The organism is Streptomyces fructofermentans (assembly GCF_014651055.1).
Taxonomy (GTDB): Bacteria; Actinomycetota; Actinomycetes; order Streptomycetales; family Streptomycetaceae; genus Streptomyces; species Streptomyces fructofermentans.
In genome coordinates, this window is sequence record NZ_BMWD01000008.1 from 1 (window position 1) to 25,413 (window position 25,413).

The following is a 25,413-nucleotide window of genomic DNA, read 5'->3' on the forward strand; positions in this document are numbered from 1 at the left end:
CGAGGCCCCCGCGACCCGCAGGGTCGAGGGGGCCTCGGCCCGTTCCCGGCCCGGCTCAGGCCAGGGTCAGCGACGCCTGGACGGGCAGGTGGTCGCTCGGGAACTGGCCGTCCACGGAGAACGTGCTGACCGACGCCCGGTGCGTGGTCACCCCCGGCGTGGTCAGTATCCAGTCGATGCGGTCGCCGTCCGGGACCAGCGGCCGGTAGCCGTGGAAGGTGGCGTACTGCTCGCTCCGCTCCGCCGCCGCGTCCCAGGTGTCGACGAGTCCCGCCTCCATCAGCGTGTCGTAGACCGGGTTCCCGTGGGCCGCGACGTTGAAGTCGCCGGTCACGACGAGGGGCAGGGTGCGGTCGAGCCCGGCCGTCCGCCGCACGATCAGCGCCGCCGCACGGGCGCGGGCGTACTGGCTCTCGTTGTCCAGGTGGGTGTTCAGTACGTAGAACTCCCGCCCGCCGTCGCGCAGATCGCGGAAGCGGACCCAGGTCACCATGCGGATGTACCCGGCCCCCCAGGTGTTCGAGCCGATCAGGGCGGGGGTGTCGGACAGCCAGAAGTGGTCGTACTCGACCGGGTCGAGCCTGCGGGTGTCGTAGAAGACCGCCATGAACTCGTCGCGGCTGCCGCCCGCACGGCCCGTTCCTATCCAGTCGTGGTGCGGGAGGTCGGCGGCTATGTCCCGCACCTGCCCGTGGAGCCCTTCCTGGGTGCCGATCACATGGGGGTGCTCGCGGCGCAGCAGTTCGCGCACGACGGGCCGGCGGACGGCCCAGCTGTGCGGCTCCGCGGTGCTCGCGAAGCGAAGGTTGAACGACATGACGTCCAGGCCGCGCCGGCGGTCCGGGGCGGACGTCCTGGGAAGCGCCGTACCGGTCGCGGGGAAGGCCAGCGCGGCGGCGAGCGCCGTCTGCAGTCCGAGGCGGCGCGTGACGGGACCGCGGCGGCGACGGGGCACGGCATGCTCCTTCCGGGGCGGACGCCGGGGCGCGTCGTGGGCATCGCAGTATCGAATCTTGGCGTGCCCATGTCCACAACTCCGGGTGATCCCGGAGGACTTCGAGGGGGAGAAGGGGAACGTATCCCGGGGCGGCGCGGGAAGGGAAGGGGTGTTGACCGGCGGGAAGGTCCGTGGATAACTTCGTTCAACAGATTGTTGATTCCATGAAGCGGAAAACAGGAGGGTCTGCATGGGTCAGGGCCAGCAGGAGACGGTGGCGACGAGCCTGGCGGGCGCCGTCAGCGAGGAGATCAGCGCCTCACTCGCCCCGGTCGACGCCGAGCTGGAGCGCCGCTACCCCGGAGACCCCGGCACCCGCCAGCCCGTCCACACCGTGTACGTCCCCGGAGACGTCTTCGCCGCCGACACCGTCCGCTCCTGGGGCGACCGCGCGCTCGCCGCTCTCGACGAGCACGCACCCGACGCCGAGGCCCTCGCCGCCGTCCTCGGCCTCCCCGACGACCTCGCCGGGCCGGTCCACGACCGCGTACGCGCCAAGCTGGAGCGCGAGCCCGTCGAAGACCTGCGCGTCGACTTCGAGGACGGCTACGGCCCGCGCCCCGACGCCGAGGAGGACGAGGCGGCCGCCCGCGCCGCACGGCTGGTCTCCCGCGCGTACGAGGACGGCACGGCGGCCCCTTACACGGGCATCCGCATGAAGTGCATGGAGGCGCCGGTGCGCGACCGGGGCATCCGCACCCTCGACATCTTCCTCACCGGACTCATGGAGGCGGGCGGCCTGCCCGACGGGCTGGTGCTCACGCTGCCGAAGGTGACGTACGCGGAACAGGTCGGCGCGATGGCGCGGCTCCTCCAGGAGTTCGAGAAGGCGCGCGGCCTGGAGAGGGGGCGCATCGGCTTCGAGATCCAGATCGAGACCAGCCAGTCCATCCTCGCCGCCGACGGCACGGCCACCGTCGCCCGCATGATCCAGGCCTCCGAGGGCCGCGCCACCGGACTCCACTACGGCACCTTCGACTACAGCGCCTGCCTCGGCGTCTCGGCCGCCCACCAGTCGAGCGACCACCCGGCCGCCGACCACGCCAAGGCGGTGATGCAGGTCGCGGCCGCCGGCACCGGTGTACGCGTCTGCGACGGCTCCACCAACGTCCTGCCGGTCGGCCCCACCGAGAACGTGCACGCCGCCTGGCGGCTGCACTACGGCCTCACCCGGCGTGCTCTCGCCCGCGCCTACTACCAGGGCTGGGACATGCACCCCGGTCACCTCCCCACGCGCTACGCGGCCGTGTTCGCCTTCTACCGCGAGGGCTTCGAGCAGGCCGCGGCACGCCTCGCCGCGTACGCGAACCGCGCGGGCGGCGACGTGATGGACGAGCCCGCCACCGCCAAGGCCCTCAGCGGGTATCTGCTGCGCGGCCTGGACTGCGGCGCCCTCGACGTGGCCGAGGTCGCCCGGCTGTCCGGTCTGACCCGCGCCGACCTGGAGGTCTTCGCGGCCCCGCGGCGGGCCGACCTGACGGTCTCGGGCGGATAGCGGCGCCTTGGCGGCCCGGACGGCCACCACCGGCGGCGTCGGCGGCGACGCGGGTGCGGTGCGCGCGGCGAGGGCGGTCAGCGCGAGCGCCCTCGGCGAACCGCGCCCCGGGCGTCGCGTGAGGCGCCTGCTCAGGGGCCGGTCACCGGCCGGCGGGCCGGCCGTCGGCACGTCGGGCAGCGGGTCCGGTGCGTCGGGCCCGTTGCGCCGCCGAACGTCCCGCTCCGGGGGTACGGGCGCCTCCCGAGCGGTGACGTGCCGCCCTCCACCGCTCGCCCCGGCCCGCCTCGGCGTGATCCGCGTCAGGGTGACGGCGACGGCGGGGCGCCGTCGTCCGGAGCCGCGGTCCACCGTCCCTCCGTGTCCTTCTCCAGCCCGGAGACCGTCGTCCAGCCCTCCTGCGCGAGCACCCGCGTGCCCGCCGCGCACAGCCGCAGGTCTCCGCGTGCCCGCTCGCTGAACTCCTCGGGCGTCGTACCGAACAGCTCCCTCAACCTGGCCGACGCGGCGAGGAGTTCGCCGATCACCGCGCGCTCTCCCGGGTGCGGGCGCGGCGTGCCCGTGCCGTCGTGGAGGACGCCGCGCCGGTTCACGTACAGATGCACGCCGTCGACGCGCTCGCCCGAATCCGTCTCCACCCGGAATCCCGCGTCGGGCAGCGGAAGGCGGTCGAACGACCCGGCGGGCGCCGTGACCCCCTCGCTCGCGTCCATCGCGGCGAGCTGCACCCGGTCCAGCCAGGTGACGAACAGCTCCCGGGTGTGCCCGGGCGCCCGGAACGGCGACGCGGACATGTACCCCATGGCACTGACGTGCGCGGAGACCCCGACGTCCAGGCCCGTCACCCGCGTCCTCACCAGCGGGATCGGCGACGACACCTCGTACTCCCGCATCTTGTGCCGGAGTTGCGCCGGGCAGGCGTTGGAGCCGACCGCGAGGACCGGGACGCGGTCCTCGAAGGTGTGCCGGCTCAGCGGCAGCCAGAGGTCGCCGTCCAGCAGGCCCGACTCGGCGGGCCAGATCCCGGGGTAGCTCAGCGGACTGTCGCGCGGCGCCACGGCGAGCCCCAGGGCCTCCAGGGTGCGGCCGGCGTGCGGGCCCGGTGACGTCACGGCTCAGTCCGCGGGCGGCAGTTCGCCCGAGCCGCGGGTGATCAGGCGTGTCGGGAGCTCGATGCGTTCCGGCAGGGCCAGGGCGCCGTCGAGGCGGCGGAACAGGCGCTCCGCGGCGGTGCGGCCGAGTTGCGCCGCGTCCTGCGCGACGACCGTGACACCGGGCTGCAGGAGGTCGGCGAGCTCGATGTCGTCGAAGCCCACGAGGGCCACGGGGCGGGAGTGCTCCGCGAGCACGCGGACGACCGTGACCGTCACACGGTTGTTGCCCGCGAAGATCGCCGTGACGGGGGAGGGTCCCGTCAGCATGGTCTCGGCGGCGCGGCGGACCCGCTCGGGGACGGTGACGCCCAGGGACATCCAGTCGTCCTCGACCGGGATTCCGGCGTCGTCCATGGCGGCACGGTAGCCGCGCAGCCGCTCCGCCGCGGTGTGGATGCGCGGCATGTCCCCGATGAACCCGATCCGGCGGTGGCCGTGCGCGATCAGATGGGCGACACCGTCGCGGGCGCCCCCGAAGCTGTCGGACAGCACGACGTCCGCGTCGATCCGGCCGGCGGGACGGTCCACGAAGACGGTGGCGACGCCCGCCTTTATCTCGGGCTCCAGATAGCGGTGGTCGTCACCGGCCGGGATGATGACCAGCCCGTCGACCCGGCGCGCGCACAGCGCGAGCGCCAGTTCCTGCTCGCGGTCCGGGTCCTCGGCGCTGGAGCCGTTGATGAGCAGCGCGCCGTGGGCGCGCGCCACCTCCTCCACCGCCCGGCTGAGCGGACCGTAGAAGGGGTCCGCGAGGTCCTCCAGGACCAGGCCGACACTCGCCGTACGGCCCTTGCGCAGGACCCGCGCGCTGTCGTTGCGCCGGAAGCCCAGCGCCTCGATGGCCTCCTGTACGCGGCGCTCGGTGTCCGGTGTCACCCCCGACTCGCCGTTGACCACCCGCGACACCGTCTTCAGACCGACCCCCGCACGCGCGGCGACGTCCTTCATCGTGGGACGGTTGCCGTAGCGGCTCTCGGTTCGACGGGCGGTCTCGGCCACGATGCGCTTTCCTGTCCTGTAGTCCATACGGGCTGCGTAGGTCCCGAGAATGCACGGTAAGGGGTCGGATCGGGATGTGGCGTCGAGCATAGAGCCTGGACAACGTTGTCAGATGCGGGAGAGACTGTTCATCGCATTCTCCGGCCTGTCCTCCCTCGCCGCGAGAGCGGACTGCCCACGTCTCATGGTCCAAACGGGAGAACTGACACTGATGCACACCGACCTCGTGGCCGCGCTCGACATCGGCGGCACCAAGATCGCCGGAGCGCTGGTGGACGGCCACGGCCGGATTCTGCTGCGGGCCCAGCGTCCGACCCCCGCGCAGGAGGACGGCGCCACCGTGATGCGCGCCGTGGAGGCCGTGCTCGGCGAGCTGACCGCGTCACCGCTGTGGAGCCGCGCCACGGCCGTCGGCATCGGCAGCGCGGGCCCGGTGGACGCCTCCACGGGCACGGTGAGCCCGGTGAACGTTCCCGGCTGGCGCGACTACCCCCTGGTCGAGGGGGTCCGCGCCGCCACGGGCGGACTGCCCGTCGAGCTGATCGGGGACGGCGTGGCGATCACCGCGGCCGAGCACTGGCAGGGCGCGGCCCGCGGTCACGACAACGCGCTCTGCATGGTCGTGTCCACGGGTGTGGGAGGCGGCCTGGTGCTCGGCGGGCGGCTGCACTCCGGGCCCACCGGCAACGCCGGGCACATCGGCCACATCAGCGTGGACCTCGACGGCGACCTCTGCCCCTGCGGCTCCCGCGGCTGCGTCGAGCGCATCGCGAGCGGACCGAACATCGCGCGCCGCGCCGCCGAGGGCGGGTGGCGGCCGGGTCCCGAGGGCGACGCCTCGGCGGCCGCCGTGGCCGAGGCCGCCCGCGCGGGCGATCCCGTCGCCGTGGCCTCGTTCGAACGCGCGGCCCAGGCGTTGGCGGCCGGCATCGCGGCGACCGCCACGCTCGTCGAGATCGACATCGCCGTGATCGGCGGGGGCGTGGGCAAGGCGGGCGACGTCCTGTTCACGCCGCTGCGCGCCGCCCTGCGCGACTACGCGACCCTGTCGTTCGTCCAGCGGCTCACCGTGACGCCCGCGCAGATGGGCACGGACGCGGGGCTGGTCGGTGCCGCGGCCGCCGCGCTCAGCCGCACGCCGAGCGCGTCGACCGCGGGCGTCGCGGGCTGAGTGCCCGAGCCCCCGGACCGTGCCACGGGCCGGGTGGGGCGGCCGGTGGGCCCCCTCACCGGCCGGGTCGGGCCGGGGTGGCTGGTGGGCCTGGTCACCGGTCGGATCGCAGGGTGGCTCGTGGGCCCGGGCTGTCGGTAGGGCCGGCAGGGTCACTTCTGGGCCCGGGCTGTCGGTCGGCTTCGTGGCTCGTGGGCGTGGCCACCGGTCGGGCCGGCGAGGGCGCTCGTGGGTCCGGACCCACGAGCGGGTCGGCTGAGCGGGTTCCGGGCCGGGGCTGAGCGGGCTGGCCGGGCTGAGCGTGTGATGGCCGGGCCGGGCCCGAGCGGGGGCCGGCGAGCGGCGGGCGGGGGCGTGCGAGGAGCGGCGCGGGTGCCCGCCGGTGCGACTTCCGCTCCCGCCGGGATCCGGCCGTGACTCCCGGGCCCGTCAGTAGTTGAACCGGGCATGAAGAAGCGCAGCATGCTCGCCATCGCGTCCCTCGCCGCCGGTTTCGTGGTGGCGGCCGTCACGCCGTCCCACTCCCTCGACGGCGACGTCCTCGGCGACCTCGACGTGCAGGACACCCTGAGCGCCGTCGACCACACGGTCGGCGACGGCGGCCCGGCGGCCCCGGACGACGCCGCCGCGGGCAGGTAGGCCCGACCCGTACCGCGTACCGACCCGACCACGGACCCGGCCCGTTCAGGGCCGGGTTTCGGCATATGCGGGCCCGTGGAACGCGGCCTCATCAGGGGCTGGTTTCCGTGGCAGGGTGGAGCGGGCAAGCCTCAGGGGGCCAACAGCAGAGGGGGAACCGTGATCGTCTGGATCAACGGTGCGTTCGGTGCGGGGAAGACGACGACCGCACGGGAACTGATCGACCTGATCCCGAACAGCACACTCTTCGACCCCGAGCTCATCGGCGCCGGGCTGACACGGCTGCTGCCCGCCAAGCGTCTCGCCGAGGTCGGCGACTTCCAGGACCTGCCCATCTGGCGACGGCTCGTGGTGGACACCGCGGCGGCGATGCTCGCCGAACTGGGCGGCGTCCTCGTGGTCCCCATGACGCTGCTGCGCCAGGACTACCGCGACGAGATCTTCGGCGGCCTCGCCTCCCGCAGGATCGCCGTCAGCCATGTTCTCCTCGCTCCGGCGGAAACGATCCTGCGCAAGCGAATAGCCGACCGTGAGATTCCGCCGGACGTCCCCGACGGGGAGATACGGGTCCGCCAGTGGGCCTACGACCACATCGAGCCCTACCGTGCCGCCCTCGCCGGCTGGCTCACCGCGGACGCCCACCTCGTCGACACCGGCGCGCTCACCCCGTACCAGACCGCCGTACGCGTCGCCGAGGCCGTCGGCAGCGGAGCCGTTCCCGTCTGCGACATCGTGCAGACCCCCGAGCCCACCTCGGAGACCGTCGCGGCCGGTGTCCTGCTCTTCGACGAGGAGGACCGCGTGCTGCTGGTCGACCCCACGTACAAGGCCGGCTGGGAGTTCCCCGGCGGAGTCGTCGAATCCGGTGAGGCCCCCGCGCGCGCGGGCGTGCGCGAGGTCGCCGAGGAGACCGGCATCGAGCTGGCCGAGGTACCCGGCCTGCTGGTCGTCGACTGGGAACCGCCCGCGCCCCCCGGCTACGGCGGACTGCGCCTCCTCTACGACGGCGGCCGCCTCGACAGCACCGAGGCCCGGCGACTGCTGCTGCCGGGCCCCGAACTGCGCGACTGGCGCTTCGTCACCGAGGCGGAGGCCGCCGGGCTGCTCCCGCCCGTCCGCTACGAACGCCTGCGCTGGGCGCTGCGCGCGCGGGAACGGGGAGCGGCCCTGTACCTGGAGGCGGGCGTACCGCAAGGACACTAGGCGTTCTGCGGCACTGTGCGACGCGCGGTGCCGGTGCCCCGCACGGGGCACCCAGGGACGCCGTCGCGCGGGAGCCCGGAACGCGCCGACCCGCCCGGACGCGCACGCCGGGCGGGTCCGTACGGCCTTGCGGGCCGGCTGCGTGGTCCGGCTGCGTGAGCCGGGTTCCGTACGCCGGGTTCCGACGTCAGGCTCCGTACGGCGGCCGGGGCGGTGCGACATCGTCCCGTCGCGCAGCGCCGCCTCGGCCGAACCTGCTCAGACCGCCGCGTAGTTGCGCAGGAACAGCGCCTCCGCGACGGCCAGCCGCTCCAGCTCCTCGGGCGACACGCTCTCGTTCACGGCGTGGATCTGCGCCTCCGGCTCGCTCAGCCCGATGAGCAGGATCTCCGCCTGCGGGTACAGGGACGCGAGCGTGTTGCACAGCGGGATGGACCCGCCCTGACCCGCGTACTGCATCTCGGCGCCGTCGTACGCCACGGCCATCGCGTCCGCCATCGCCGCGTACGCCGGGCTCGTGGTGTCCGCGCGGAACGCCTGGCCCTGGCCGATCTGCTCCGTGGTCACCCGCGCGCCCCACGGCGTGTGCGCCTCCACATGGGCCTGGAGGAGCTTGGTCGCCTGCGCGGCGTCCACGCCCGGCGGCACCCGCAGGCTGATCAGCGCGCGGGCCCCGGCCTGCACGGAGGGCGTGGCGCCGACCACCGGCGGGCAGTCGATGCCGAGCACGGTCACGGCCGGGCGCGCCCAGATGCGGTCGGCGACCGTGCCCGAGCCGATCAGGCCGACGCCGTCGAGCACCTTCGCGTCCTGGCGGAACCGGTCCTCGTCGTACTGGAGGCCGTCCCAGTGCTCCTCGCCCGTGAGGCCGTCCACGGTCGTGGAACCGTCCTCGGCGCGCAGCGAGTCGAGAACGCGGATCAGGGCGCCGAGCGCGTCGGGCGCGGCACCGCCGAACTGCCCCGAGTGCAGGTTCCCTTCGAGGGTGTCGACCCGGACGCGCAGCAGCGTCATGCCGCGCAGCGCGGTCGTGACCGTGGGCACCCCGACCCGGAAGTTGCCCGCGTCGCCGATGACGATGGTGTCGGCGGTGAGCAGTTCGGGGTGCTCCTCGGCATAGCGTTCGAGGCCGCCGGTGCCCTGCTCCTCCGAACCCTCCGCGATCACCTTGACGTTGACCGGGACCCCGCCGTCGGCCTTGAGCGCGCGCAGCGCCAGCAGATGCATGATCAGGCCGCCCTTGCAGTCGGCCGACCCGCGCCCGTACCAGCGGCCGTCCCGCTCGGTCAGCTCGAACGGCGGCGTGACCCAGCCCGCCTCGTCCAGCGGCGGCTGCACGTCGTAGTGGGCGTACAGCAGGACGGTCTTCGCGCCCGCCGGGCCCGGCAGGAAGCCGTAGACCGACTGCGTCCCGTCGGGGGTGTCGAGCAGCGCGACGTCCTGGAAGCCCTCGGCGCGCAGCGCGTCGGCCACCCAGCGGGCGGCACCCTCGCTCTCGCTCCGGGGGAACTGGTCGAAGTCCGCCACCGATTTGTAGGCCACCAGTTCGGTGAGCTCCTGCTTCGCCCGGGGCATCAGGGAGGCGACGGTCTCGGCGACCGGATTCGACGGCATGGGCACGCTCCTCGTGGGTGCGACGTTGTACGGCTGGTACGGGAGTGATGCGTGGCGCGTACGGGTGCGCGCGGTGCATACGCTGCCGATCCTCCCACAGCGGCCCACGCCGGACGTCGCCGTAGGATGCGTGGAGTACGTGCGGCAGGCGGCTGGATCGGAGCAGCAGACCATCGTGAGCAGCGAGAACCTTTCGGACGACGCACAGCAGGTATGGGACGTCGTCGTGGTCGGAGCGGGGCCCGCGGGAGCCTCGGCCGCCTACGCGGCAGCGGTCGCGGGGCGCACCGTCCTGTTGCTGGAGAAAGCGGAGTTGCCCCGCTACAAGACATGCGGCGGCGGCATCATCGGACCGACCCGGGACGCGCTGCCGCCCGGCTTCGAACTGCCGTTCCAGGATCGGGTGCACGCGGTCACGTTCTCGCTCGAGGGCCGGTTCGCCCGCACCCGCCGTTCCCGCCAGATGCTCTTCGGGCTCATCAACCGGCCCGAGTTCGACCAGCAGCTCGTCGAGCACGCGCAGAAGGCGGGCGCCGATCTGCGTACCGGCGTCACGGTCTCCCGAGTGGAGCAGCACGGCTCGGCCGTCCCGGACCGGCGCACGGTGGCGGTCGTCCTGCAGGACGGCGAGACGGTACTGGCGCGTGCCGTGGTGGGCGCGGACGGTTCGGCCAGCCGCATAGGAGCACACGTCGGGGTGAAGCTCGACCAGGTCGACCTCGGGCTCGAGGTCGAGATCCCCGTCCCCGAGACGGTGGCCGAGGACTGGAAGGGGCGGGTCCTCATCGACTGGGGCCCGCTGCCGGGCAGTTACGGCTGGGTGTTCCCGAAGGGCGACACGCTCACCGTCGGGGTCATCTCGGCGCGGGGCGAAGGAGCCGCCACCAAGCGGTACTTGGAGGACTTCGTCGCCCGCGTCGGGCTCGCGGGCTTCGAGCCGAGCGTCTCCTCGGGGCACCTGACCCGCTGCCGCGCCGACGACTCGCCGCTGTCGCGCGGGCGGGTCCTGGTGTGCGGGGACGCGGCGGGGCTCCTGGAGCCGTGGACGCGTGAGGGCATCTCCTTCGCGCTGCGCTCGGGACGGCTCGCGGGGGAGTGGGCGGTACGGATCGCGGAGTCGCACGACGCGGTGGACGCCCGGCGGCAGGCCCTGAACTACGCGTTCGCCATCAAGGCCGGGCTCGGGGTCGAGATGAGCGTCGGCAAGCGGATGCTGGCCGCGTTCGAACGGCGTCCCGGTGTGTTCCACGCGGCGCTCACCGGCTTCCGTCCCGCCTGGAAGGCGTTCGCCGGCATCACCCGCGGTTCCACCTCGCTGGGCGAGTTCGTCCGTACGCATCCGGTGGCCGGGCGCGCGCTGACGGGCCTCGACCGGTAGCGCGCAGCGGTCCACGGTCCACCGGCGGGGGTTCGCCGGGTCGGGGGCGGTTGTCGCCGGCCCGGTGTCTCGGGGTGCCGGGCCGCGCCGGTGGTCGACACCGGGTGTCGCTGCCGGGTGCCGGGTGCCGGGTGCCGGGTGCCGCGGGCTCGGTGCCGGTGGCTGAGTGCCGAGTGCCGAGTGCCAGGTGTCGGAGGCTCGGTGCCGGGCGCCGGGCGCCGGCGTCCGGAGCTGCGGGGTGACGCGGCGGCCGTGCGGTGACGGACCCGTGGGTCAGCTCTCGACGGTGATCCGGAACACCGGGTGGTCGGGAGCGATGCGCCGGAGTTCCTCGTCCGACGAGTCGGGGCCGACCCCGTTGAAGAACACGCCGACCTCGGCCTTCCAGCGCTTGAGGTAGGCGCGCAGCAGCGGCACCTTGTCGTCGTCGGCGACCTCGGTCGCCGTGAACGCGTCCACCTTCTTGCCGAGCCGCAGCTCGCCACCGCCCGCCGCCCGCATGTTGTGCGTCCACTGGACGTGGCCGCGCGGGGCCACGAGGTACTGCTCGCCGTCGACGGTCAGCAGGTTCACGGGCGTGGTGCGCCACTCGCCGCTCTTGCGTCCGCGCACAGCCAGCACCCGGGAACCCCAGACGCTCAGGCCGCGCCGGGTGGTCCACGCCACGGTGCGGTTGAGGACGTTGACGGTGAACCAGCCGGGCTTGCGGACGTGGGTGGACGCGGTCATGGTGACTTCCTCCTGAGACGGAAAGTGTGAGCACTGCTCTCGCTTGAGAGCAGTGTGTACGAGATCGGTGATCCAAAGCAAGAGCGGTGCTCTCTTTTCTGTGCAGCGCTCTCCTTTTCGGTCGGCGCCCTCTTTCGAGTGCACTGCTCTTGTTTGTGTGCACTGCTCTGAAACCGTGCGAGACTGGCACGCATGAGTACCGTTCGAGGAGCCCGTGCCCGCGCCCGGATCGAGGTCACCGCGGCCATCAAGGACGAGGCGCGCAGACAGCTCGCGGTGGACGGCGCGTCCAAGCTCTCCCTGCGGGCCGTGGCCCGGGAACTCGGCATGGTGTCCTCCGCCCTGTACCGCTACTTCCCCAGCCGTGACGATCTGCTCACCGCACTCATCATCGACGCCTACGACTCGCTCGGCGCGAGCGCCGAGGAGGCGCACGCAAAGGTGTCCGGAGACGGACCTGTCCGGCGCTGGGTCGCGGTCTGCGAGGCGGCACGCGTGTGGGCGCTGGCCCATCCGCACGAGTACGCCCTGATCTACGGCTCGCCCGTGCCCGGGTACACCGCGCCGGACACCACCGTCCCGGCCGCCTCCCGGGTCGCCCTGCTCCTGATCGCGATCGTGCGCGAAGCCCATCGGGGCGCCGGTGTCGCGCTCACCCCGCTCCCCGCCGAACTGCGGCCCGAGGCGCGGCGGATGGCCGACGACCTCGCTCTCGACCTGCCCCCTGAGGTGGTCACGGCGCTCGTCGCTGCCTGGGCGCAGTTGTTCGGGCTGATCGGCTTCGAGGTGTTCGGGCAGTTCCACCGTGTGGTGGAGGACCGTGAGGCGTTCTTCCGGCACGCGGCCGCGAGGCTCGGCCATGAGGTGGGACTCGTGTTCCCCGGCGGGGCCGACGCGGGAGGCACGTCCACGAGCGGGGGCGGGGCCGCGCCCGTCACCACCGCCTCGGACCGTGATGCGCCCCGGCGGGGTGCGCCCCAGAGCCGTGCGCCCCGGCGCGGTGCCGCCGACCGCGACGCGCGTTCCTGACGGGAGTGCGAGGCAGCGCCCCCCCCCCGCGAACCCACGGCAGGCGCGAACCCATGGCACCCCCCCGCGAACCCGCGGGCGCCGAACGGGCGCGGCGGCCCGTGCGTGACCTCGGCGGATACTCCGCCGGGAGTACGGGCGATGCCCGCGCCCGGCTGACGCCGACGGCAGCCCGCGGCGTCTAGCGTGGCGGGCATGGAAGAGCGGCGCGCGGGACGGTGCGGCGGACCGCCGTGGGGACGGGGCCGTCCGCGGCCGTTCTGCGGGGGCGGAACCCCTTGGTGGAACCGCCAGGACGGCGGGGAGGGCGGCGGGGAGGGCGACCGCGGCCCCCGGCTGCCGTGGCGGTCCACGCTGCTGCTCACCGTGTTCGTCGTCGCCGGGAGCGGCTTCGCCGGGCACGAGCAGCCCGACCGCGTCCCGCTGGACTCCCTCGGCAGGTCGCTGCTCGTCGTCGGCTGCCTCCTGCTCCTGTGGCGGCAGCGCCACCCGGTCGTCGTTGCCGCCGGTACGACGGCCGTGACCCTCGCCTACTTCGCGGCCGGGTACCCCTACGGCCCCGTGTTCCTGGTGGTCGCGCTCGCCTGCTTCAGCGCGGTGGTCGCGGGCCGTCGCCGTGTGGCCTGGGCCGCGCTCGGCACGCTGTGGGCGGCGCATCTCCTGGCGGGGCACTGGCTGTACCGGTGGCTGCCGCCCGAGGGGGACTCCGCGTCCTCGTGGGGCGAGGAGATCGCGGTCGGCGCCTGGGTGGTGGCTATCCTCGCGGTCTCCGAGGTCGTCCGGGTGCGCCGCGAGCAGTGGGACCGCGACCGGGCCGAACGCCGGCAGGCCGCCGGGCGCCGCGCGGACGAGGAGCGGCTGCGCATCGCCCGCGAGCTGCACGACGTCCTTGCGCACAGCATCTCGGTCATCAACGTCCAGGCGGGCGTGGGGCTGGCGCTGCTCGACTCGGACCCGGAGCAGGCGCGTACCGCGCTCACCACGATCAAGGCGGCGAGCAAGGAGGCGCTCGGGGAGGTGCGGCAGGTGCTCGACACGCTCCGGGCGCCCGGAGCGGCGCCGCGCGCCCCCGCGCCGGGCCTCGACCGGCTTCCCGAACTCGTCGAGCAGGCCGCTGCCGCCGGACTCACGGTCGCCGTCGAGTCCCGGGGCGGACGGCGGAGCCTGCCGCCCGGCGCCGATCTCGCGGCCTTCCGCATCGTCCAGGAGGCCCTGACCAACGTCGTACGGCACTCCGGGTCGAGGCACGCGCGCGTGCGGGTCGAGCACGCGGCGGACGAACTGCGGCTGCTCGTCGACGACGACGGCCCGGCGACGGGCGCGGCGGCCGGCGGCAGCGGCAACGGGCTGGCCGGGATGCGGGAGCGGGCCGCCGCGCTCGGTGGCACGATCGATGCCGGGCCGCGCGAGGACGGCGGTTTCCGGGTGCGGGCCGTCCTACCGCTCACGAACACGCCCGGGGAGCCGTCGTACGGGGTCCCGGGGCCGAAGGAGGAACGGTGATCCGCGTACTGCTCGCCGACGACCAGTCACTGGTCCGGGCAGGCTTCAGGGCGCTCCTCGACGCGCAGTCCGACATCGAGGTGGTGGGGGAGGCGGCGGACGGCGAGGAGGCGGCGCGGGCGGTGCGCTCCCAGCGGCCCGACGTCGTCCTGATGGACATCCGCATGCCGGTGCTGGACGGTCTCGCGGCGACCCGCCGGATCACCGGCGACCCTGACCTCGGGGAGGTCAGGGTCGTCATGCTGACCACGTTCGAGTTGGACGAGTACGTCTTCGAGGCCATCCGTTCCGGGGCGTCCGGCTTCCTGGTCAAGGACACCGAACCGGAGGAACTCCTGCGTGCCGTGCGGGCGGTGGTGGACGGGGACGCCCTGCTCTCGCCGGGCGTGACCCGTCGGCTGATCGCCGAGTTCGCGGCCCGGTCCAAGGAGCCCGCGGCCGTGGGCGTGCTCGCCGAACTCACCGAGCGGGAACGGGAGGTGATGGCCCTGGTCGGCATGGGACTCTCCAACGACGAGATCGCCCGGCGGCTGGTCGTCAGCCCGCTCACCGCGAAGACCCACGTCAGCCGGACCATGGTGAAGCTGGGTGCCCGGGACCGGGCCCAACTGGTCGTGCTCGCCTACGAGTCGGGGCTCGTACGGCCGGGCTGGCTGGGCTGACCCCGGCGCGCCCGCACCCGCACCCCGCACCCGCACCCCGCACCCCGCACCCCGCACACACGCCAGCGCGCGGACGTTTCCAGGGGGCGGGTGCCGCGGGGTGCGCCCGGCGGGGCAGGGAGCCCGCCGGGCGCGTACGCGGTGGAGCCGGGAGGTCAGTCGCGGACCGCCACCCGCTCCTTCTCCAGCCGCCCGCCGTCCGGAAGCTCGCCCTCCGACCGGCCGTTCGACGCCGCTCCGTTCTCCACCGCAGGGTCCTCGGAGGAGGCGACCAGGACCGTGGACCGCGGGGGCCGTCGGGTGCGCAGCCCGGTGGCCGTGACGACCAGGCCGACGAGGGCGACCGCGGTGACGACGACCAGACCGGGGCGGTAGCTGTCGAGGACCGCCTGCGGGGACGACCCGCCGGAGGAGTTGGCCGCCACGACGGCCGTCACGATCGCGAGGAAGACCGCTCCGCCCACCTGTACCGAGGTGTTGAGCAGGCCGGAGACCATGCCCTGCTCGTGGTCGTCGACGCCGTTGGTGGCCTGGATGTTGAGCGAGGGGAAGACCAGCGCGCAGGCCGCGCCGATCAGCAGCATGGACGGCAGGATCACCGCCGCGTACACCGGGTCGAGGTCGACCCGGAGGAACAGCGCGTAGCCGACGACCATCAGCGCGAAGCCCGTGACGAGGAGCCGCGGTGTGCCGAACCGGTCGACGATGGCCCCCATCCGGGTCGCCGACAGGGCGACGAGCGCGCCGGCGGGCAGGAACGCGAGCGCGGTGTGCAGGGCCGACCAGCCGAGCAGGGACTGCATGTAGAGCGTGACGAGGAACTGGAAGCCCACGTACGAGCCGAAGAACGTCATCGCGCCGAGCTGGGCCCGGATCTGGCTGCCGGAGCGCAGTACGCCCAGCCTGATCAGCGGGCTCGGGCTGCGGCGCTCGACGACCACGAACACGGTGAGCAGGACGGCGACGGCGAGGAACGACAGCAGTGTGCGGGCCGTCGTCCAGCCGACCTCCGGTGCCTCCACGACGGTGAGGACGAGCAGGAGCATCGAGGCCGTGCCGATGATGGCGCCGGGGACGTCGTAGCCGCGGTGCGACCGGTCGCGCTCGCTGCGCGGGATGAGCCTGAGGCCGGCGACCAGGGCGGCGACGGCGATGGGGGCGGGCAGCAGCATGGTCAGCCGCCAGCTCGCCTCGGTGAGCAGACCGGACAGTACGAGCCCCATGGAGAAGCCGGTGGCGGCGCAGGTGGTGTAGATCGACAGGGCGCGGTTGCGCAGGGGGCCCTCGGGGAACGTCGTCGTGATGATCGACAGGCCCGCGGGGGCGGTGAACGCGGCGCTCAGGCCCTTGATGAACCGGCTGGCGATCAGCAGGGGGCCGGAGTCGACGAGGCCGCCCAGCAGTGAGGCGAGCGCGAAGACACCCAGGGCGACGAGGAAGACCTGGCGGCGGCCGAGGAGGTCCGCGGTGCGGCCGCCGAGGAGCAACAGGCCGCCGTAGCGGCAAGTGACTTCGAGGTGCTCGACGTGCTCGCCGCGCTCCCCTTGGACGCGCCGCCCGACGCCACCGTGTACCGCGTCCAGGAGATCGCCGAACGGGTGCACCTGAGCCAGAGCGCGCTGTCCCGCCTGATCGGCCGCCTGGAGAAGGACGGCCTCGTGGAGCGCTGCATGTGCCCGGAGGACCGGCGGGGAGTGCGCGTCTCCCTCACGGCCCTGGGCCGCGAACTGCACGCGGAGGTACTGCCGTTGCAGCGGGCCGTGCTCGGCCGGATGCTGGCGGGCGGCTCCGGGGCCTGACCGCTCCGCGTCCGGCCCGGAACCGCGGCGGCCCGCCGGCGGCTCAGCTCCAGGTGACCGCGGAGTTCTCCCGCCACAGGGCGACGAGCGACGCGTCCCCCGACACGTGCGGGACCGGGCGGCGGTTCCACAGCGCGAAGTAGAGTTCCGCCGCAGTCCCCGCGAACTCGCCGTCCGCCGCGCCCACTTCGCCCCGCTCCACCTCCGGCGGCCGCTCCGACAGGCGTACGGTCCACGTGGTCCCGGTGTCGGAGGCCCGGACCCTCAGCACGCGCGGGACATCGGTGCGCACCCGGCTCCTGGCGCGCCCGTGCAGGTTCAGCAGCAGTTCCTCGATCCCGTCGACGGCGAAGTCCGCGTCGGGCGGGCCCGGTCGGCCGCCGCGCGCCGACTCCGCGTCGGCGCGGTGCACGGTCGTCTCGTGGGCCTGCCGCCGCGCCCAGAAGGCCAGCGGCGACGGGGCGGGCAGAAAGGTCCAGCACCGGACGTCGGACGGGGCTGCGGTGAGGACCTCCACGAGGCGGCCGTGCCCGGCACGGAACCAGGCCGACAGTTCCGCGCCGTCCAGTGCGGGAAGGCCGCCGTCGGGACGGTACGACGTGTGCCCCTCGGCGACGAACGCCGTCGCCCAGCGGTGCACCATGCCCGTGTGCCGCAGCAGGTCCCGCACCTGCCATCCGGGGCAGGTGGGCACCTTCGCGTCGGGTCCCGCCGCGTCCGCGGCCTCCGCCAGCGACCGGCCCTCCCGGTCCAGCACTCGAATCAGCTCGGCAGTCTCCATGGGGCGAGTCTGCCGGACCGGGCGCGATCAGGCGTCGGAGTCCGGGTCGAAGCTCGCGAAGTACGCGGCGGCCATGTCCTCGTCGGCGTGCCCCTGGGCGGCGGCGCGGGCGAACCGTTCCGCGCTCGCCGCGGCCACGTCGAGCCGGACGCCGTGCTGTTCGCCCGCCTCGACGATCAGCCGGGCGTCCTTCTCGGCGGTGGACACGGAGAACGAGGCGGGAGACAGCCCGCCGTCCAGCACGAGCCCCGCCTTCGCGTGCAGATAGCCCATGTCGAGGGGGCCGCCGGCGATGGCGTCGAAGAAGCTCCGCGGCTCCACACCGAGGGCCTTGGCCAGGGCCAGTACCTCACCGGTCGCGGTCGTGGCGGCGAGGACCCAGCTGTTGGCCACGAGCTTGAGCCGGGTGGCGCTGCCCGCGGCCGCGTCCTCCCCCGTCCACACCGTACGGGCGCCGACCGCGTCGAACACCGGGGTCACGGCGTCCCGTCCCTCGCTCGGACCGGCGGCGAGGACGAGCAACTGCCCCGCCTCGGCGGGCTGTCGGGTTCCCAGGACGGGTGCGTCGAAGAGGACGAGCCCCTTCTCCCTTGCGAACGAGGCCAGTTCGACGAGCGCCGCGACTCCGGCGGTCGTCGACTGCACCCACGCGGCGCCGGGGCGCAGCGCGGGGGCCGCCTCGGCCATCACGTCCCGTACGGTCCCGCCGTCGTACAGGACGGTCAGGACGACATCGGCGCCCTCGACCGCCTCGGCGGGGGTGTCCGCGACACGCGCGCCGTCCGCGGCGAGCGGCTCGGCCTTGGCGCGGGTGCGGTTCCAGACCCGGACGGTGTGCCCGGCGCGCGCGATGTTGCGGGCCATCGCGGCGCCCATGATCCCGGTGCCCAGGACACCCACGGTGAGCTTGTCGGTCATGACGTCAACTTTCCTGTCCATGCGCTGATCCGTACGGTGCGCTGGGTACCACTGTGCCCGTACGCCCGGAGCCGCGTGGTGCTCCGGGCGCCGTGTCGTCGTGACGCCCGGGATCGGCGGCGTGCCCCGGGAACCGTGCCCTGACGGCGCGGCGGCGGAATCCCGCCGCCGCGCACCCGCGCCGCCCACCGGGGCGCGAACTCGCCCTCCCGCGCTAGCTCTTCGCGTACGGCGGCGCTGCCGCTGGCTCCGGCGCGGCAGGGGCGGGCGCGCTCTCGCTGAGGCCGTACCGCCCGTGGAACGCACGCAGGAGGCGGGGCGCGTACCAGGCCGAGCGGCCGAGCAGGCGCATCGCGGCCGGTACGAGGACGCCGCGCACGGCGACGGCGTCGATCAGGATGGCCAGTCCGCTGCCCAGGCCGAACATCTGCATGAAGCTCAACTCGGCGGTTCCGAAGGCGAAGAAGCTGACCGCGAGCAGGCAGGCTGCCGCGCTGACGATGCGTCCGGTGTGGCCGAGACCGTCGACCACGGCGGACTCGTTGTCCGCGCCCGAGTCGTGGAGCTCCTTGATCCGGCTGGTGACGAACACCTCGTAGTCCATCGAGAGACCGAACGCGATGCAGAACATCAGCACGGTCATCGACACCTCCATGGGCTGCGCGGTGAAGCCCAGCACGGAGGACAGATGACCGTCCTGGAAGATCCAGGTCATGACACCGAGGGTCGCTCCCAGGCTGATCATGTTGAGGACCAGCGCGCGCAGCGGCTGCACGACACTGCCCGTGAACAGGAACAGCAGCAGGAACGTCGTGAGGGCGACCAGCGCGACCGCGAGCGGCAGCCGTTCGGCGATCGAGTCCTTGGAGTCGACCAGCACCGCGCCGGTTCCGCCCACGAGCGGGTCCGACCCCTCGGGCGCGCCGACGGCCCTCACCTCGTCGACCAGGCGCTGGGCCGCGTCCGACTTCGGCGCCAGGGAGCTGACCACGTTGATCCGCTGCGCGTCGGGCCTGGCGAGCGCGGCGGTGCCCGGACCGGTCGGCGCGGAGCGTCCGTCGGCGTATGTCCCGGCACCCGTCTCGACACGGACGACGCCTTCGAGGCCGGACAGTTCGACCGCGTACGACTCCAGCGGGTCCTCGCCCACGGGGCGGTCCAGGACGACATGGAGGGCCGCGTCGTCGGTGCCGGTGAAGTCCTCCCGGAGGACCGCCGCCACCTGGCGGCTCGTGGCCTGCTCGGGCAGTACGCGTTCGTCCGGCGTGCCGAAGGTGATCCCCAGCAGCGGGCTCGCCGCCAGCAGCAGCACGGCGAGCACCGGCAGCGCGGTGAGCGCGGGCCGCCGCATGACCGTGCGGGCCAGCCGTCCCCACAGCGGCTGCCGCGCGCCGGGAACCGCGGGCCCCACCCACGGCAGCCGCCCGCTGTTGACGCGATGGCCCAGTACGACGAAGAGCGCGGGCATCACGAACAGGGTGCCCACGGCCGCGATGGCGACGACACCGATCCCGGCATAGCCGAACGAGCGCAGGAAGTACTGCGGGAACACCAGCAGCGCCCCGAGCGCGGCGGCCACGGTCGCGGCGGAGAACGCGATCGTGCGGCCGGCCGTGCCGACGGTCCGCCGCACGGCGTCCTCCACGCCCGCCCCCGCCGCGAGTTGTTCCCTGAACCGGCTGACCATCAGCAGGGCGTAGTCGATGCCCAGGCCCAGGCCCAGCGCCGTCGTGAGGTTGATCGCGAAGACCGAGACGTCGGTGACGCTGCCGAGGACGAACAGCTCCGCGAAGGTGCCGACGATGGCGATGACCCCGACCACGAGCGGCAGCAGCGCCGCGACCACGCTGCCGAAGACGACCAGCAGCAGGACGAGGGTGAGCGGTACGGCGATGGTCTCGGCCAGGAGGAGGTCCTCGCCCGACTGCTTCCCCATCTCGCTCGTCACGGCCGCGCCGCCGCCCGCCCTGACTGTGAGCGCGCCCTCGTACGGTCCCGCGTAGGTGTCGATGACGGCCTTCGCGTTCTCGTCCCGCTCGGTGTCGTCACCCGTCACATGGGCGAGCACCAGCGCGGAGCGGCCGTCCTCGGCGCGCAGGGAGGAACTGTCCGTGTCCCAGTACGAGACCACGTTCTCCAGGTTCCGCTCCTTCCTGAGGTCGGCCGCCAGCGCGCGGCCCGCCTCCCGGGCCGCCGGGGCGTCGACGCGGCCCTCGGAGGCGCGTACCAGCAGGACCAGGTTCGTCTCCCCACCGAACTTCTCCTCGATGACCTTCGCGGCACGGCTGGATGAGGACGCCGGGTCGTCGTAGCCGCCGCCCAGCAGGGTGCCGAAGGCGCCGGCGCCCGCGACACCCATGAGGACCACGGCCGCGACGGCGACGGCGAGTACGAGCCGGGATCGGCGAATCGCCAGTTCGGCTATGCGTTCAAACACGAACGGTCTCCTTTGCGGCCCTGTGGACCTTGTACGGAAGGGGAGTTGGCCGGCCGGTGCCATGACGGGGGCGGTCCGGCGCCCCGCGGACGCGGTCCGTTCGGGACGGGCGCCCGGGGCGCATGCCCGGCCGCCACGACGGACGTTAGTGAGGCGCCGGAGTATTTGGCAGTGTCAGATTTTTCTGACAGTCCGCAACTTCCCTGAACACGGGACGAGTCGACGGCGTACCGTCGTCCCATGTCCGCCGACGAGCAGCCCGCCGCCCCGCCCACCCTGCGAGAGCGGCGCCGGGCCGCGGCGACGCGGGAGATCCTCGACGCAGCCGAACTCCACATCGCCGAACACGGTCCCGCCGCCCTGTCCATGCGTGCCGTCGCCCGCGGCCTGGGAATGACCGTGCAGGCGCTCTACCACTACTTTCCGAGCCGGGACGACCTCGTCACGGTGCTCATCGCCGAGGCGTACGACGCCCTGGCCCGGGCCGTACAGGTCGCCGTCGACTCCGCCGCGCCGGGCGACCCGGCCGTCGAGCGCGTGGTCCTCGCGACGGAGGGGTACCGCCGGTGGGCCATCACCCATCCCGAACGGTTCCAACTCCTGTACGGGACACCGCTGCGGTACTACGCGGCCCCCGTCGAGGGTCCGACGACCCTGGCGATGCGCCGGATGGGCGAGATCTTCGAGCGGGAGATCTTCGACGGGTTCACCGCGGAGCAACTCGCCGCGGCGCGGACACCCGGCCTGTCCGCGGCGCTGCTCGCACACTTCGGCGGACTGCCGCAGACCGGCGCGACGGCGCTGCCGCCGCCCGCGACCGCCCTCGTGATGAGCGCGTGGGGACACATGCACGGACTCGTCGTGCTGGAGGTGTTCGGCCACACCGCCTTCCTCGGGGACCACCAGGCCGAGATCTTCCGCATGGCGATGCGGAACCTCGTCGAGGACATCCGCGGCCGAATCCCCGCCCTCGCGCCGGGCGAGGACGGGGCGGGAGGACCGTCGTAGCGATACACCGATACACCGATACAGCGATACGGCGATACGGGCTGCCGGGCCGCGAGGATGCGCGGGCCGTGGTGCGGGGCCGCGGCGGCACGGGCCCATGGGGCACGGGCCTGCGGGTTGCGGGCCCACGGGCTCGTGGGGCTGCCGGGGCGTACGGGTGCGGCCCCGGCCCTCCCCGGAGTCAGGAGGGCGTCGGACCGGCCGGCACCCTCTCGTCCGCGGCCGGGGCGACATGGCGCCGAGGGCCCCGGGCGGCGACGTACGCGAACAGGACGGCCATGACGGCGACGCCCGCCCACATGGCCCGCTGCCAGCCGTCGACGAAGGACTCCTGGGCCGCGTGGACCAGTGTCCGCGCGTGCGCGCCCGCGCCGTCCGCCGCGTCGACCGCGTTGGCGACTCCTCCACGGGCCTCAACGGCCGCCTCGCGCGGGACGCCGTCCAGGCGGGAGCCGATCGCGTCGCGGTAACCGGCGGACACCAGCGCGCCGAGCAGGGCCACGCCGAGCGCGGTGCCGAACTCGCGTGTGACGTCGTTGAGCGCGGACGCGACGCCCTGGCGCTCCCGGGGCAGCGAGCCCGTGATGGCCTCGGTGGACGGGGTCATCGACAGGCCCATGCCGAGCCCCATGGCGAGCATGCCGGGCAGTACCGACGGATAGCCGCCGCCGACGGACACGAGCGCCGCCATGAGGGCAAGACCCGCGCCGGCCACCAGGATTCCCGCGGCCATGGTCGCCCTGGGGCCCACGCGCGCGACGAGCAGGGGAGCGAGCGCGGAAGCAGCCATCATCAGGACCGCCATGGGCATCAGCGCCAGCGTCGAGAGCAGCCCCGACCAGCCCAGTACGGCCTGGAGGAACGGGAAGAGGACCACGAAGATGCCCGCCTGGACGCCGAAGACCACCAGAAGGGTGATCGAACCTCCGGCCAGGCCGCGTTCGCGGAACAGGCGCATGTCCAGCAGCGCGGCATCGCGCTCGCGCAACTCCCGGGCCACGAAGCCGACGCCCGCGAGGACTCCGCCGGCGAGGCAGAGCAGGGTCACGGGGTCCGTCCATCCCCGCACCGGTCCTTCCTGGAGGACGAGGACCAGCCCCACCACCGCGACGACGGACGTCAGCGCCCCCACGGTGTCGAACGGGTGCCCGGACGTCTCGCGGGAGTCGGGCACGTGGCGCACGGTCAGGGCGAGGGCGACGGCGACCAGTGCGACGGGCAGGACGAACAGCAGGCGCCAGCTCGCCACGTCGACGAGGGCCGCGGAGAGGAACATGCCGAGGACACCGCCGCCCCCGGCCACGGCGGTCCACACGCCGATCGCCCGGCCGCGCTCCGCCTCGGGGAACGTCGACGTGATGACGGCCAGGGTGATGGGCATGATCATGGCCGCGCCCACTCCGCCGAGCAGGCGCGCCGCGAGCATGACCTCGGCTGACGGGGCGAGTCCGGCCGCCGCCGCGGCCAGCCCGAAGACGGTCAGGCCGGTGAGCAGCACGGGCCTGCGGCCGACCCGGTCGCCGATCGCGCCGAGCGGCAGCAGGAGCGCGGCCAGGGCGAGTGTGTAGATGTTGATGATCCACAGGATCGTGCTCTGTGACGCGTCGAACGCGACGGCCAGGTCGGGCTGGGCCACGTTCAGTCCTGATACGGAGGCGATGACGGCCATGAGCGCGACGCAGACGGTGATCAGAATCCAGCGCCGACGGCGCGCGTCCGGTGGGCCCCCGCCGTCGGCGTCGCGCGGGTCGGTGGTCGCCTCGACGGGATCGGTCACCTGGAAGGGCTGGTTCGTACTCATGGTTCCTCTCGGGCGAACGGGAGAAGGCGCGTGCGGACGCCGGCGCGGGCCGGCGGACGGGGCGCGCCCGGACGGGGACGGGCTCGGGCCGCACCGGGGTGGACGGACCGCGGGGGTGGGAGGTGCGAAGCCCGTGAGGGCGCGGGCGGCCGGGCCCGGACGGAGTGGACGGGCCCTTCCGTCGAGCGCCGGGAGCCGGACGCCGGGCTCTGTGCCGACGGTAGGCCCGCCTTGCATCACGGGCATAGGATGTTGCGTATGACGCAAGACGAAGGCGAGCTGGACAGCCTGGTGCGCAAGCGGATCCGCGCGCTGAGGGTGGCGCAGGGCTGGTCGCTCGAAGAGCTGGCCGCCCGCGCCAAGGTCAGCCAGTCCACCCTCAGCCGTATCGAGAACGGCCGGCGGCGGCTGGCCCTGGACCAGCTGGTCATCCTCGCCCGCGCGCTCGACACGTCCCTCGACCAGCTCGTGGAGACCGCCACGGACGATGTCGTGTCCAGCCCGATGATCGACGCGGCCCATTCGCTGATGCGCTGGCCCGTCAAGGCCGATCCCGGGATGACCGTGGTGCGCCAGCGGATGACGGACCCGCCGCCGGACAACCTCGCGCGGATGCGCGCCCACCCGGGCCGCGAATGGCTCGTCGTGCTGTCCGGCACCGCGATCCTGTTGCTGGGCAACCGGCGCTTCAGGGTCGAGACGAACCAGGCCGCCGAGTTCCCCACGATGCTGCCGCACGCCATCGGCGCCGACGGCGGGCCGTGCGAGATCCTCGGCATCTTCGACCGCGACGCCCGCCGCGGTCACCAGCGGGGCGAGGACTCCGGACCGCCGGGCCGCCCTGCCGGGTGACCTGCGTATCTGCCGCGACCGGAGGCGTTCCTTGCGCTTTCGGCAGCGGAACGCGCGATCGTCTTGCGCATCGCGGGAGCGGAAGGGCCGCGCGTGCCCGGCCGACCTAGCGTGGGCGCATGACCCACCCCATCCCGCACACCGCACACCACGACCCGCACTCCGGCCACGGCACCGGTCACCTCCACGAGCACGGCCGAGGCGCCGGTCACGGCCGAGGCACCGGTCACGAGCACGGCCCTGGTCACGAGCACGGCCACGACCAGGCGGAGATCCTCGACCTGGACGCGGAGGTGCTCGCCGAGCACATCGCGTCCATCGTCCGGTGGCTGCCCGTCGAAGGCACCCCGCGGCACATCGTCGACCTGGGCTGCGGGACCGGCACCGGCACGCTCGCGCTCCTCGCCCGCTTCCCCGGGGCGCACGTCACCGCCGTCGACTCCTCGGCGGCGCACCTGGACCGTCTGACGGAGAAGGCGTCCGCGCGGGGAGTGGCCGATCGCGTGCGGACGGTCCAGGCCGACCTCGACACCGCGTGGCCCGACCTCGGCACACCGGAGCTCGTGTGGGCGTCCGCCTCCCTGCACCACATGACCGACCCCGGCCGCACCATGCGCCAGGTCCACGACGCGCTCGCGCCCGGCGGCCTGTTCGCCGTCGTCGAGTCGGCCGGACTCCCCCGCTTCCTGCCCGAGGACGCCCCGGAGGACGCCCCCGGCCTCCTGGAGCGCTGCCGCGTCGCCGGGGACGCCCGCCACGCCACCCGACTGCCGCATCGCGGCGACGACTGGGGCCCCGGGCTCGCCGCCGCCGGATTCACCGTCGAGGGCGAACGCGCGATCCACGTCGAGATCGGGAAGTCCGGCTCGCCCGCGGTCGGCCGCTACGCCCTGGAGACCTTGCGGCGTGTACGCGGCGGTGTCGCCGACGTGCTCCCACCCGCCGACCTCGCCGCACTGGACCGGCTCCTCGACCCCGGCAGCCCGCACTCCATCCTGCGCCGCGACGACCTCGCGGTGCGTACGGAACGCACCGTGTGGGCCGCCCGGCGCGGTGTCCGCGCGGCGGGCCCCGGTGGTGCGACCGGGTGACGCGGGGCGGCGGCCGGACCGCGTGGAGCGGCGTCCGATCGCTCCAACCACCGCGGAGGCGCAGGGCGTTGGAGCGACCGCCCGCTCCCGACGGCGCACTCCTGACAGCCCGGGGCGGCCTCGGAGGTGCGGGCGCTCGCGGCGGGGCCGCCT

Annotated in this window: 19 protein-coding genes and 3 pseudogenes; 12 read left to right on the forward strand and 10 right to left on the reverse strand. The window is 73.9% G+C overall.

Features of this window, described 5'->3' with window-relative positions; all coding sequences use genetic code 11:
- Positions 1–55: 55 nt before the first annotated feature.
- On the reverse strand, positions 56–955 hold the full coding sequence (locus tag IE265_RS13310; RefSeq protein ID WP_229916168.1) for an endonuclease/exonuclease/phosphatase family protein: 900 nt from the start codon (positions 953–955) through the stop codon (positions 56–58).
- A gap of 232 nt (positions 956–1,187) precedes the next feature.
- Here IE265_RS13310 and IE265_RS13315 point away from each other — a divergent pair, with 232 nt between their 5' ends.
- The gene (locus tag IE265_RS13315; RefSeq protein ID WP_190035724.1) at positions 1,188–2,492 is read left to right on the forward strand and encodes a DUF6986 family protein; all 1,305 of its coding nucleotides are present in this window, start codon (positions 1,188–1,190) and stop codon (positions 2,490–2,492) included.
- Between the two features lie 302 nt (positions 2,493–2,794).
- On the opposite strand, the gene IE265_RS13320 is transcribed toward IE265_RS13315, so the two are convergent.
- Together IE265_RS13320 and IE265_RS13325 are read right to left on the reverse strand one after the other, a co-directional pair.
- Positions 2,795–3,604, reverse strand: coding sequence for a hypothetical protein (locus tag IE265_RS13320; RefSeq protein ID WP_190035725.1), 810 nt, complete (start codon positions 3,602–3,604; stop codon positions 2,795–2,797).
- A 3-nt stretch (positions 3,605–3,607) separates the two neighbouring features.
- Positions 3,608–4,672 carry a LacI family DNA-binding transcriptional regulator gene (locus IE265_RS13325; RefSeq protein WP_190035726.1) on the reverse strand — a complete coding sequence of 355 codons (1,065 nt, stop codon included), beginning with the start codon at positions 4,670–4,672 and terminating at the stop codon, positions 3,608–3,610.
- 184 nt (positions 4,673–4,856) lie between these two features.
- Between IE265_RS13325 and IE265_RS13330 the strand changes: the two genes are divergently transcribed.
- The 3 genes from IE265_RS13330 to IE265_RS13340 all read left to right on the forward strand — a co-directional run bounded on the left by IE265_RS13330 (position 4,857) and on the right by IE265_RS13340 (position 7,658).
- Positions 4,857–5,816 (forward strand): ROK family protein, encoded by a 960-nt coding sequence (locus IE265_RS13330; RefSeq protein ID WP_190035960.1) that lies wholly within the window; start codon positions 4,857–4,859, stop codon positions 5,814–5,816.
- A gap of 447 nt (positions 5,817–6,263) precedes the next feature.
- Entirely contained in the window at positions 6,264–6,455 is a 192-nt protein-coding gene (locus tag IE265_RS13335) for a hypothetical protein (protein WP_190035727.1), read from the forward strand.
- Positions 6,456–6,614: 159 nt separating this feature from the next.
- Complete coding sequence (locus tag IE265_RS13340; protein WP_190035728.1) at positions 6,615–7,658, forward strand: NUDIX hydrolase; 1,044 nt, start codon at positions 6,615–6,617, stop codon at positions 7,656–7,658.
- Between the two features lie 258 nt (positions 7,659–7,916).
- Here IE265_RS13340 and IE265_RS13345 read toward each other — a convergent pair whose 3' ends face one another.
- A complete protein-coding gene (locus IE265_RS13345) occupies positions 7,917–9,272 on the reverse strand; it encodes a dipeptidase (RefSeq protein ID WP_190035729.1) in 1,356 nt (451 codons plus the stop codon).
- Between the two features lie 175 nt (positions 9,273–9,447).
- On the opposite strand from IE265_RS13345, the gene IE265_RS13350 reads away from it, so the two are divergent.
- Positions 9,448–10,650, forward strand: a complete 1,203-nt coding sequence (locus IE265_RS13350) for a geranylgeranyl reductase family protein (protein ID WP_190035961.1) — start codon at positions 9,448–9,450, stop codon at positions 10,648–10,650.
- 273 nt (positions 10,651–10,923) lie between these two features.
- Here the strand turns inward: IE265_RS13350 and IE265_RS13355 are convergent, their stop codons facing one another.
- On the reverse strand, positions 10,924–11,379 hold the full coding sequence (locus IE265_RS13355; RefSeq protein WP_190035730.1) for a nitroreductase family deazaflavin-dependent oxidoreductase: 456 nt from the start codon (positions 11,377–11,379) through the stop codon (positions 10,924–10,926).
- Positions 11,380–11,571: 192 nt separating this feature from the next.
- Here IE265_RS13355 and IE265_RS13360 point away from each other — a divergent pair.
- The 3 genes and pseudogenes from IE265_RS13360 to IE265_RS13370 form a co-directional block, all read left to right on the forward strand.
- Positions 11,572–12,261 (forward strand): annotated as a pseudogene (locus IE265_RS13360) (TetR/AcrR family transcriptional regulator); the annotation flags it as partial.
- A gap of 342 nt (positions 12,262–12,603) precedes the next feature.
- Positions 12,604–13,911, forward strand: a complete 1,308-nt coding sequence (locus IE265_RS13365; protein WP_190035732.1) for a sensor histidine kinase — start codon at positions 12,604–12,606, stop codon at positions 13,909–13,911.
- On the forward strand, positions 13,908–14,573 hold the full coding sequence (locus IE265_RS13370) for a response regulator transcription factor (RefSeq protein WP_190035733.1): 666 nt from the start codon (positions 13,908–13,910) through the stop codon (positions 14,571–14,573). The genes IE265_RS13365 and IE265_RS13370 overlap by 4 nt, the downstream gene beginning before the upstream one ends.
- Before the next feature lie 155 nt (positions 14,574–14,728).
- Here IE265_RS13370 and IE265_RS13375 read toward each other — a convergent pair.
- A pseudogene (locus tag IE265_RS13375) lies at positions 14,729–16,072 on the reverse strand (MFS transporter); the annotation flags it as partial.
- Between IE265_RS13375 and IE265_RS13380 the strand changes: the two are divergent.
- Positions 16,070–16,372, forward strand: a pseudogene (locus IE265_RS13380) (MarR family transcriptional regulator); the annotation flags it as partial. The pseudogenes IE265_RS13375 and IE265_RS13380 overlap by 3 nt on opposite strands.
- Positions 16,373–16,415: 43 nt before the next feature.
- Here IE265_RS13380 and IE265_RS13385 read toward each other — a convergent pair.
- The 3 genes from IE265_RS13385 to IE265_RS13395 form a co-directional block, all read right to left on the reverse strand.
- Positions 16,416–17,153 (reverse strand): maleylpyruvate isomerase family mycothiol-dependent enzyme, encoded by a 738-nt coding sequence (locus tag IE265_RS13385; RefSeq protein WP_190035734.1) that lies wholly within the window; start codon positions 17,151–17,153, stop codon positions 16,416–16,418.
- Between the two features lie 27 nt (positions 17,154–17,180).
- Positions 17,181–18,092 carry an NAD(P)-dependent oxidoreductase gene (locus tag IE265_RS13390; protein ID WP_268255790.1) on the reverse strand — a complete coding sequence of 304 codons (912 nt, stop codon included), beginning with the start codon at positions 18,090–18,092 and terminating at the stop codon, positions 17,181–17,183.
- Positions 18,093–18,285: 193 nt separating this feature from the next.
- On the reverse strand, positions 18,286–20,508 hold the full coding sequence (locus IE265_RS13395; protein ID WP_190035735.1) for an MMPL family transporter: 2,223 nt from the start codon (positions 20,506–20,508) through the stop codon (positions 18,286–18,288).
- A 240-nt stretch (positions 20,509–20,748) separates the two neighbouring features.
- Between IE265_RS13395 and IE265_RS13400 the strand changes: the two genes are divergently transcribed.
- Positions 20,749–21,516 (forward strand): TetR/AcrR family transcriptional regulator, encoded by a 768-nt coding sequence (locus tag IE265_RS13400; RefSeq protein ID WP_190035736.1) that lies wholly within the window; start codon positions 20,749–20,751, stop codon positions 21,514–21,516.
- A gap of 181 nt (positions 21,517–21,697) precedes the next feature.
- Here the strand turns inward: IE265_RS13400 and IE265_RS13405 are convergent, their stop codons facing one another.
- Complete coding sequence (locus IE265_RS13405; RefSeq protein WP_190035737.1) at positions 21,698–23,317, reverse strand: MFS transporter; 1,620 nt, start codon at positions 23,315–23,317, stop codon at positions 21,698–21,700.
- A gap of 258 nt (positions 23,318–23,575) precedes the next feature.
- On the opposite strand from IE265_RS13405, the gene IE265_RS13410 reads away from it, so the two are divergent.
- Positions 23,576–24,169: a helix-turn-helix domain-containing protein gene (locus tag IE265_RS13410; RefSeq protein WP_190035738.1), complete on the forward strand. Its 594-nt coding sequence runs from the start codon at positions 23,576–23,578 to the stop codon at positions 24,167–24,169.
- 119 nt (positions 24,170–24,288) lie between these two features.
- Positions 24,289–25,260, forward strand: a complete 972-nt coding sequence (locus IE265_RS13415; RefSeq protein ID WP_190035739.1) for a class I SAM-dependent methyltransferase — start codon at positions 24,289–24,291, stop codon at positions 25,258–25,260.
- The last annotated feature ends 153 nt before the right edge of the window (positions 25,261–25,413 follow it).

Coding starts and splice junctions, on each gene's coding strand:
- IE265_RS13315 (WP_190035724.1), top strand. CDS start 1,188: ATGGGTCAGGGCCAGCAGGAGACGGTGGCGACGAGCCTGGCGGGCGCC.
- IE265_RS13325 (WP_190035726.1), bottom strand. CDS start 4,672: ATGGACTACAGGACAGGAAAGCGCATCGTGGCCGAGACCGCCCGTCGA.
- IE265_RS13330 (WP_190035960.1), top strand. CDS start 4,857: ATGCACACCGACCTCGTGGCCGCGCTCGACATCGGCGGCACCAAGATC.
- IE265_RS13335 (WP_190035727.1), top strand. CDS start 6,264: ATGAAGAAGCGCAGCATGCTCGCCATCGCGTCCCTCGCCGCCGGTTTC.
- IE265_RS13345 (WP_190035729.1), bottom strand. CDS start 9,272: ATGCCGTCGAATCCGGTCGCCGAGACCGTCGCCTCCCTGATGCCCCGG.
- IE265_RS13355 (WP_190035730.1), bottom strand. CDS start 11,379: ATGACCGCGTCCACCCACGTCCGCAAGCCCGGCTGGTTCACCGTCAAC.
- IE265_RS13365 (WP_190035732.1), top strand. CDS start 12,604: ATGGAAGAGCGGCGCGCGGGACGGTGCGGCGGACCGCCGTGGGGACGG.
- IE265_RS13385 (WP_190035734.1), bottom strand. CDS start 17,153: ATGGAGACTGCCGAGCTGATTCGAGTGCTGGACCGGGAGGGCCGGTCG.
- IE265_RS13390 (WP_268255790.1), bottom strand. CDS start 18,092: ATGGACAGGAAAGTTGACGTCATGACCGACAAGCTCACCGTGGGTGTC.
- IE265_RS13400 (WP_190035736.1), top strand. CDS start 20,749: ATGTCCGCCGACGAGCAGCCCGCCGCCCCGCCCACCCTGCGAGAGCGG.
- IE265_RS13405 (WP_190035737.1), bottom strand. CDS start 23,317: ATGAGTACGAACCAGCCCTTCCAGGTGACCGATCCCGTCGAGGCGACC.
- IE265_RS13410 (WP_190035738.1), top strand. CDS start 23,576: ATGACGCAAGACGAAGGCGAGCTGGACAGCCTGGTGCGCAAGCGGATC.
- IE265_RS13415 (WP_190035739.1), top strand. CDS start 24,289: ATGACCCACCCCATCCCGCACACCGCACACCACGACCCGCACTCCGGC.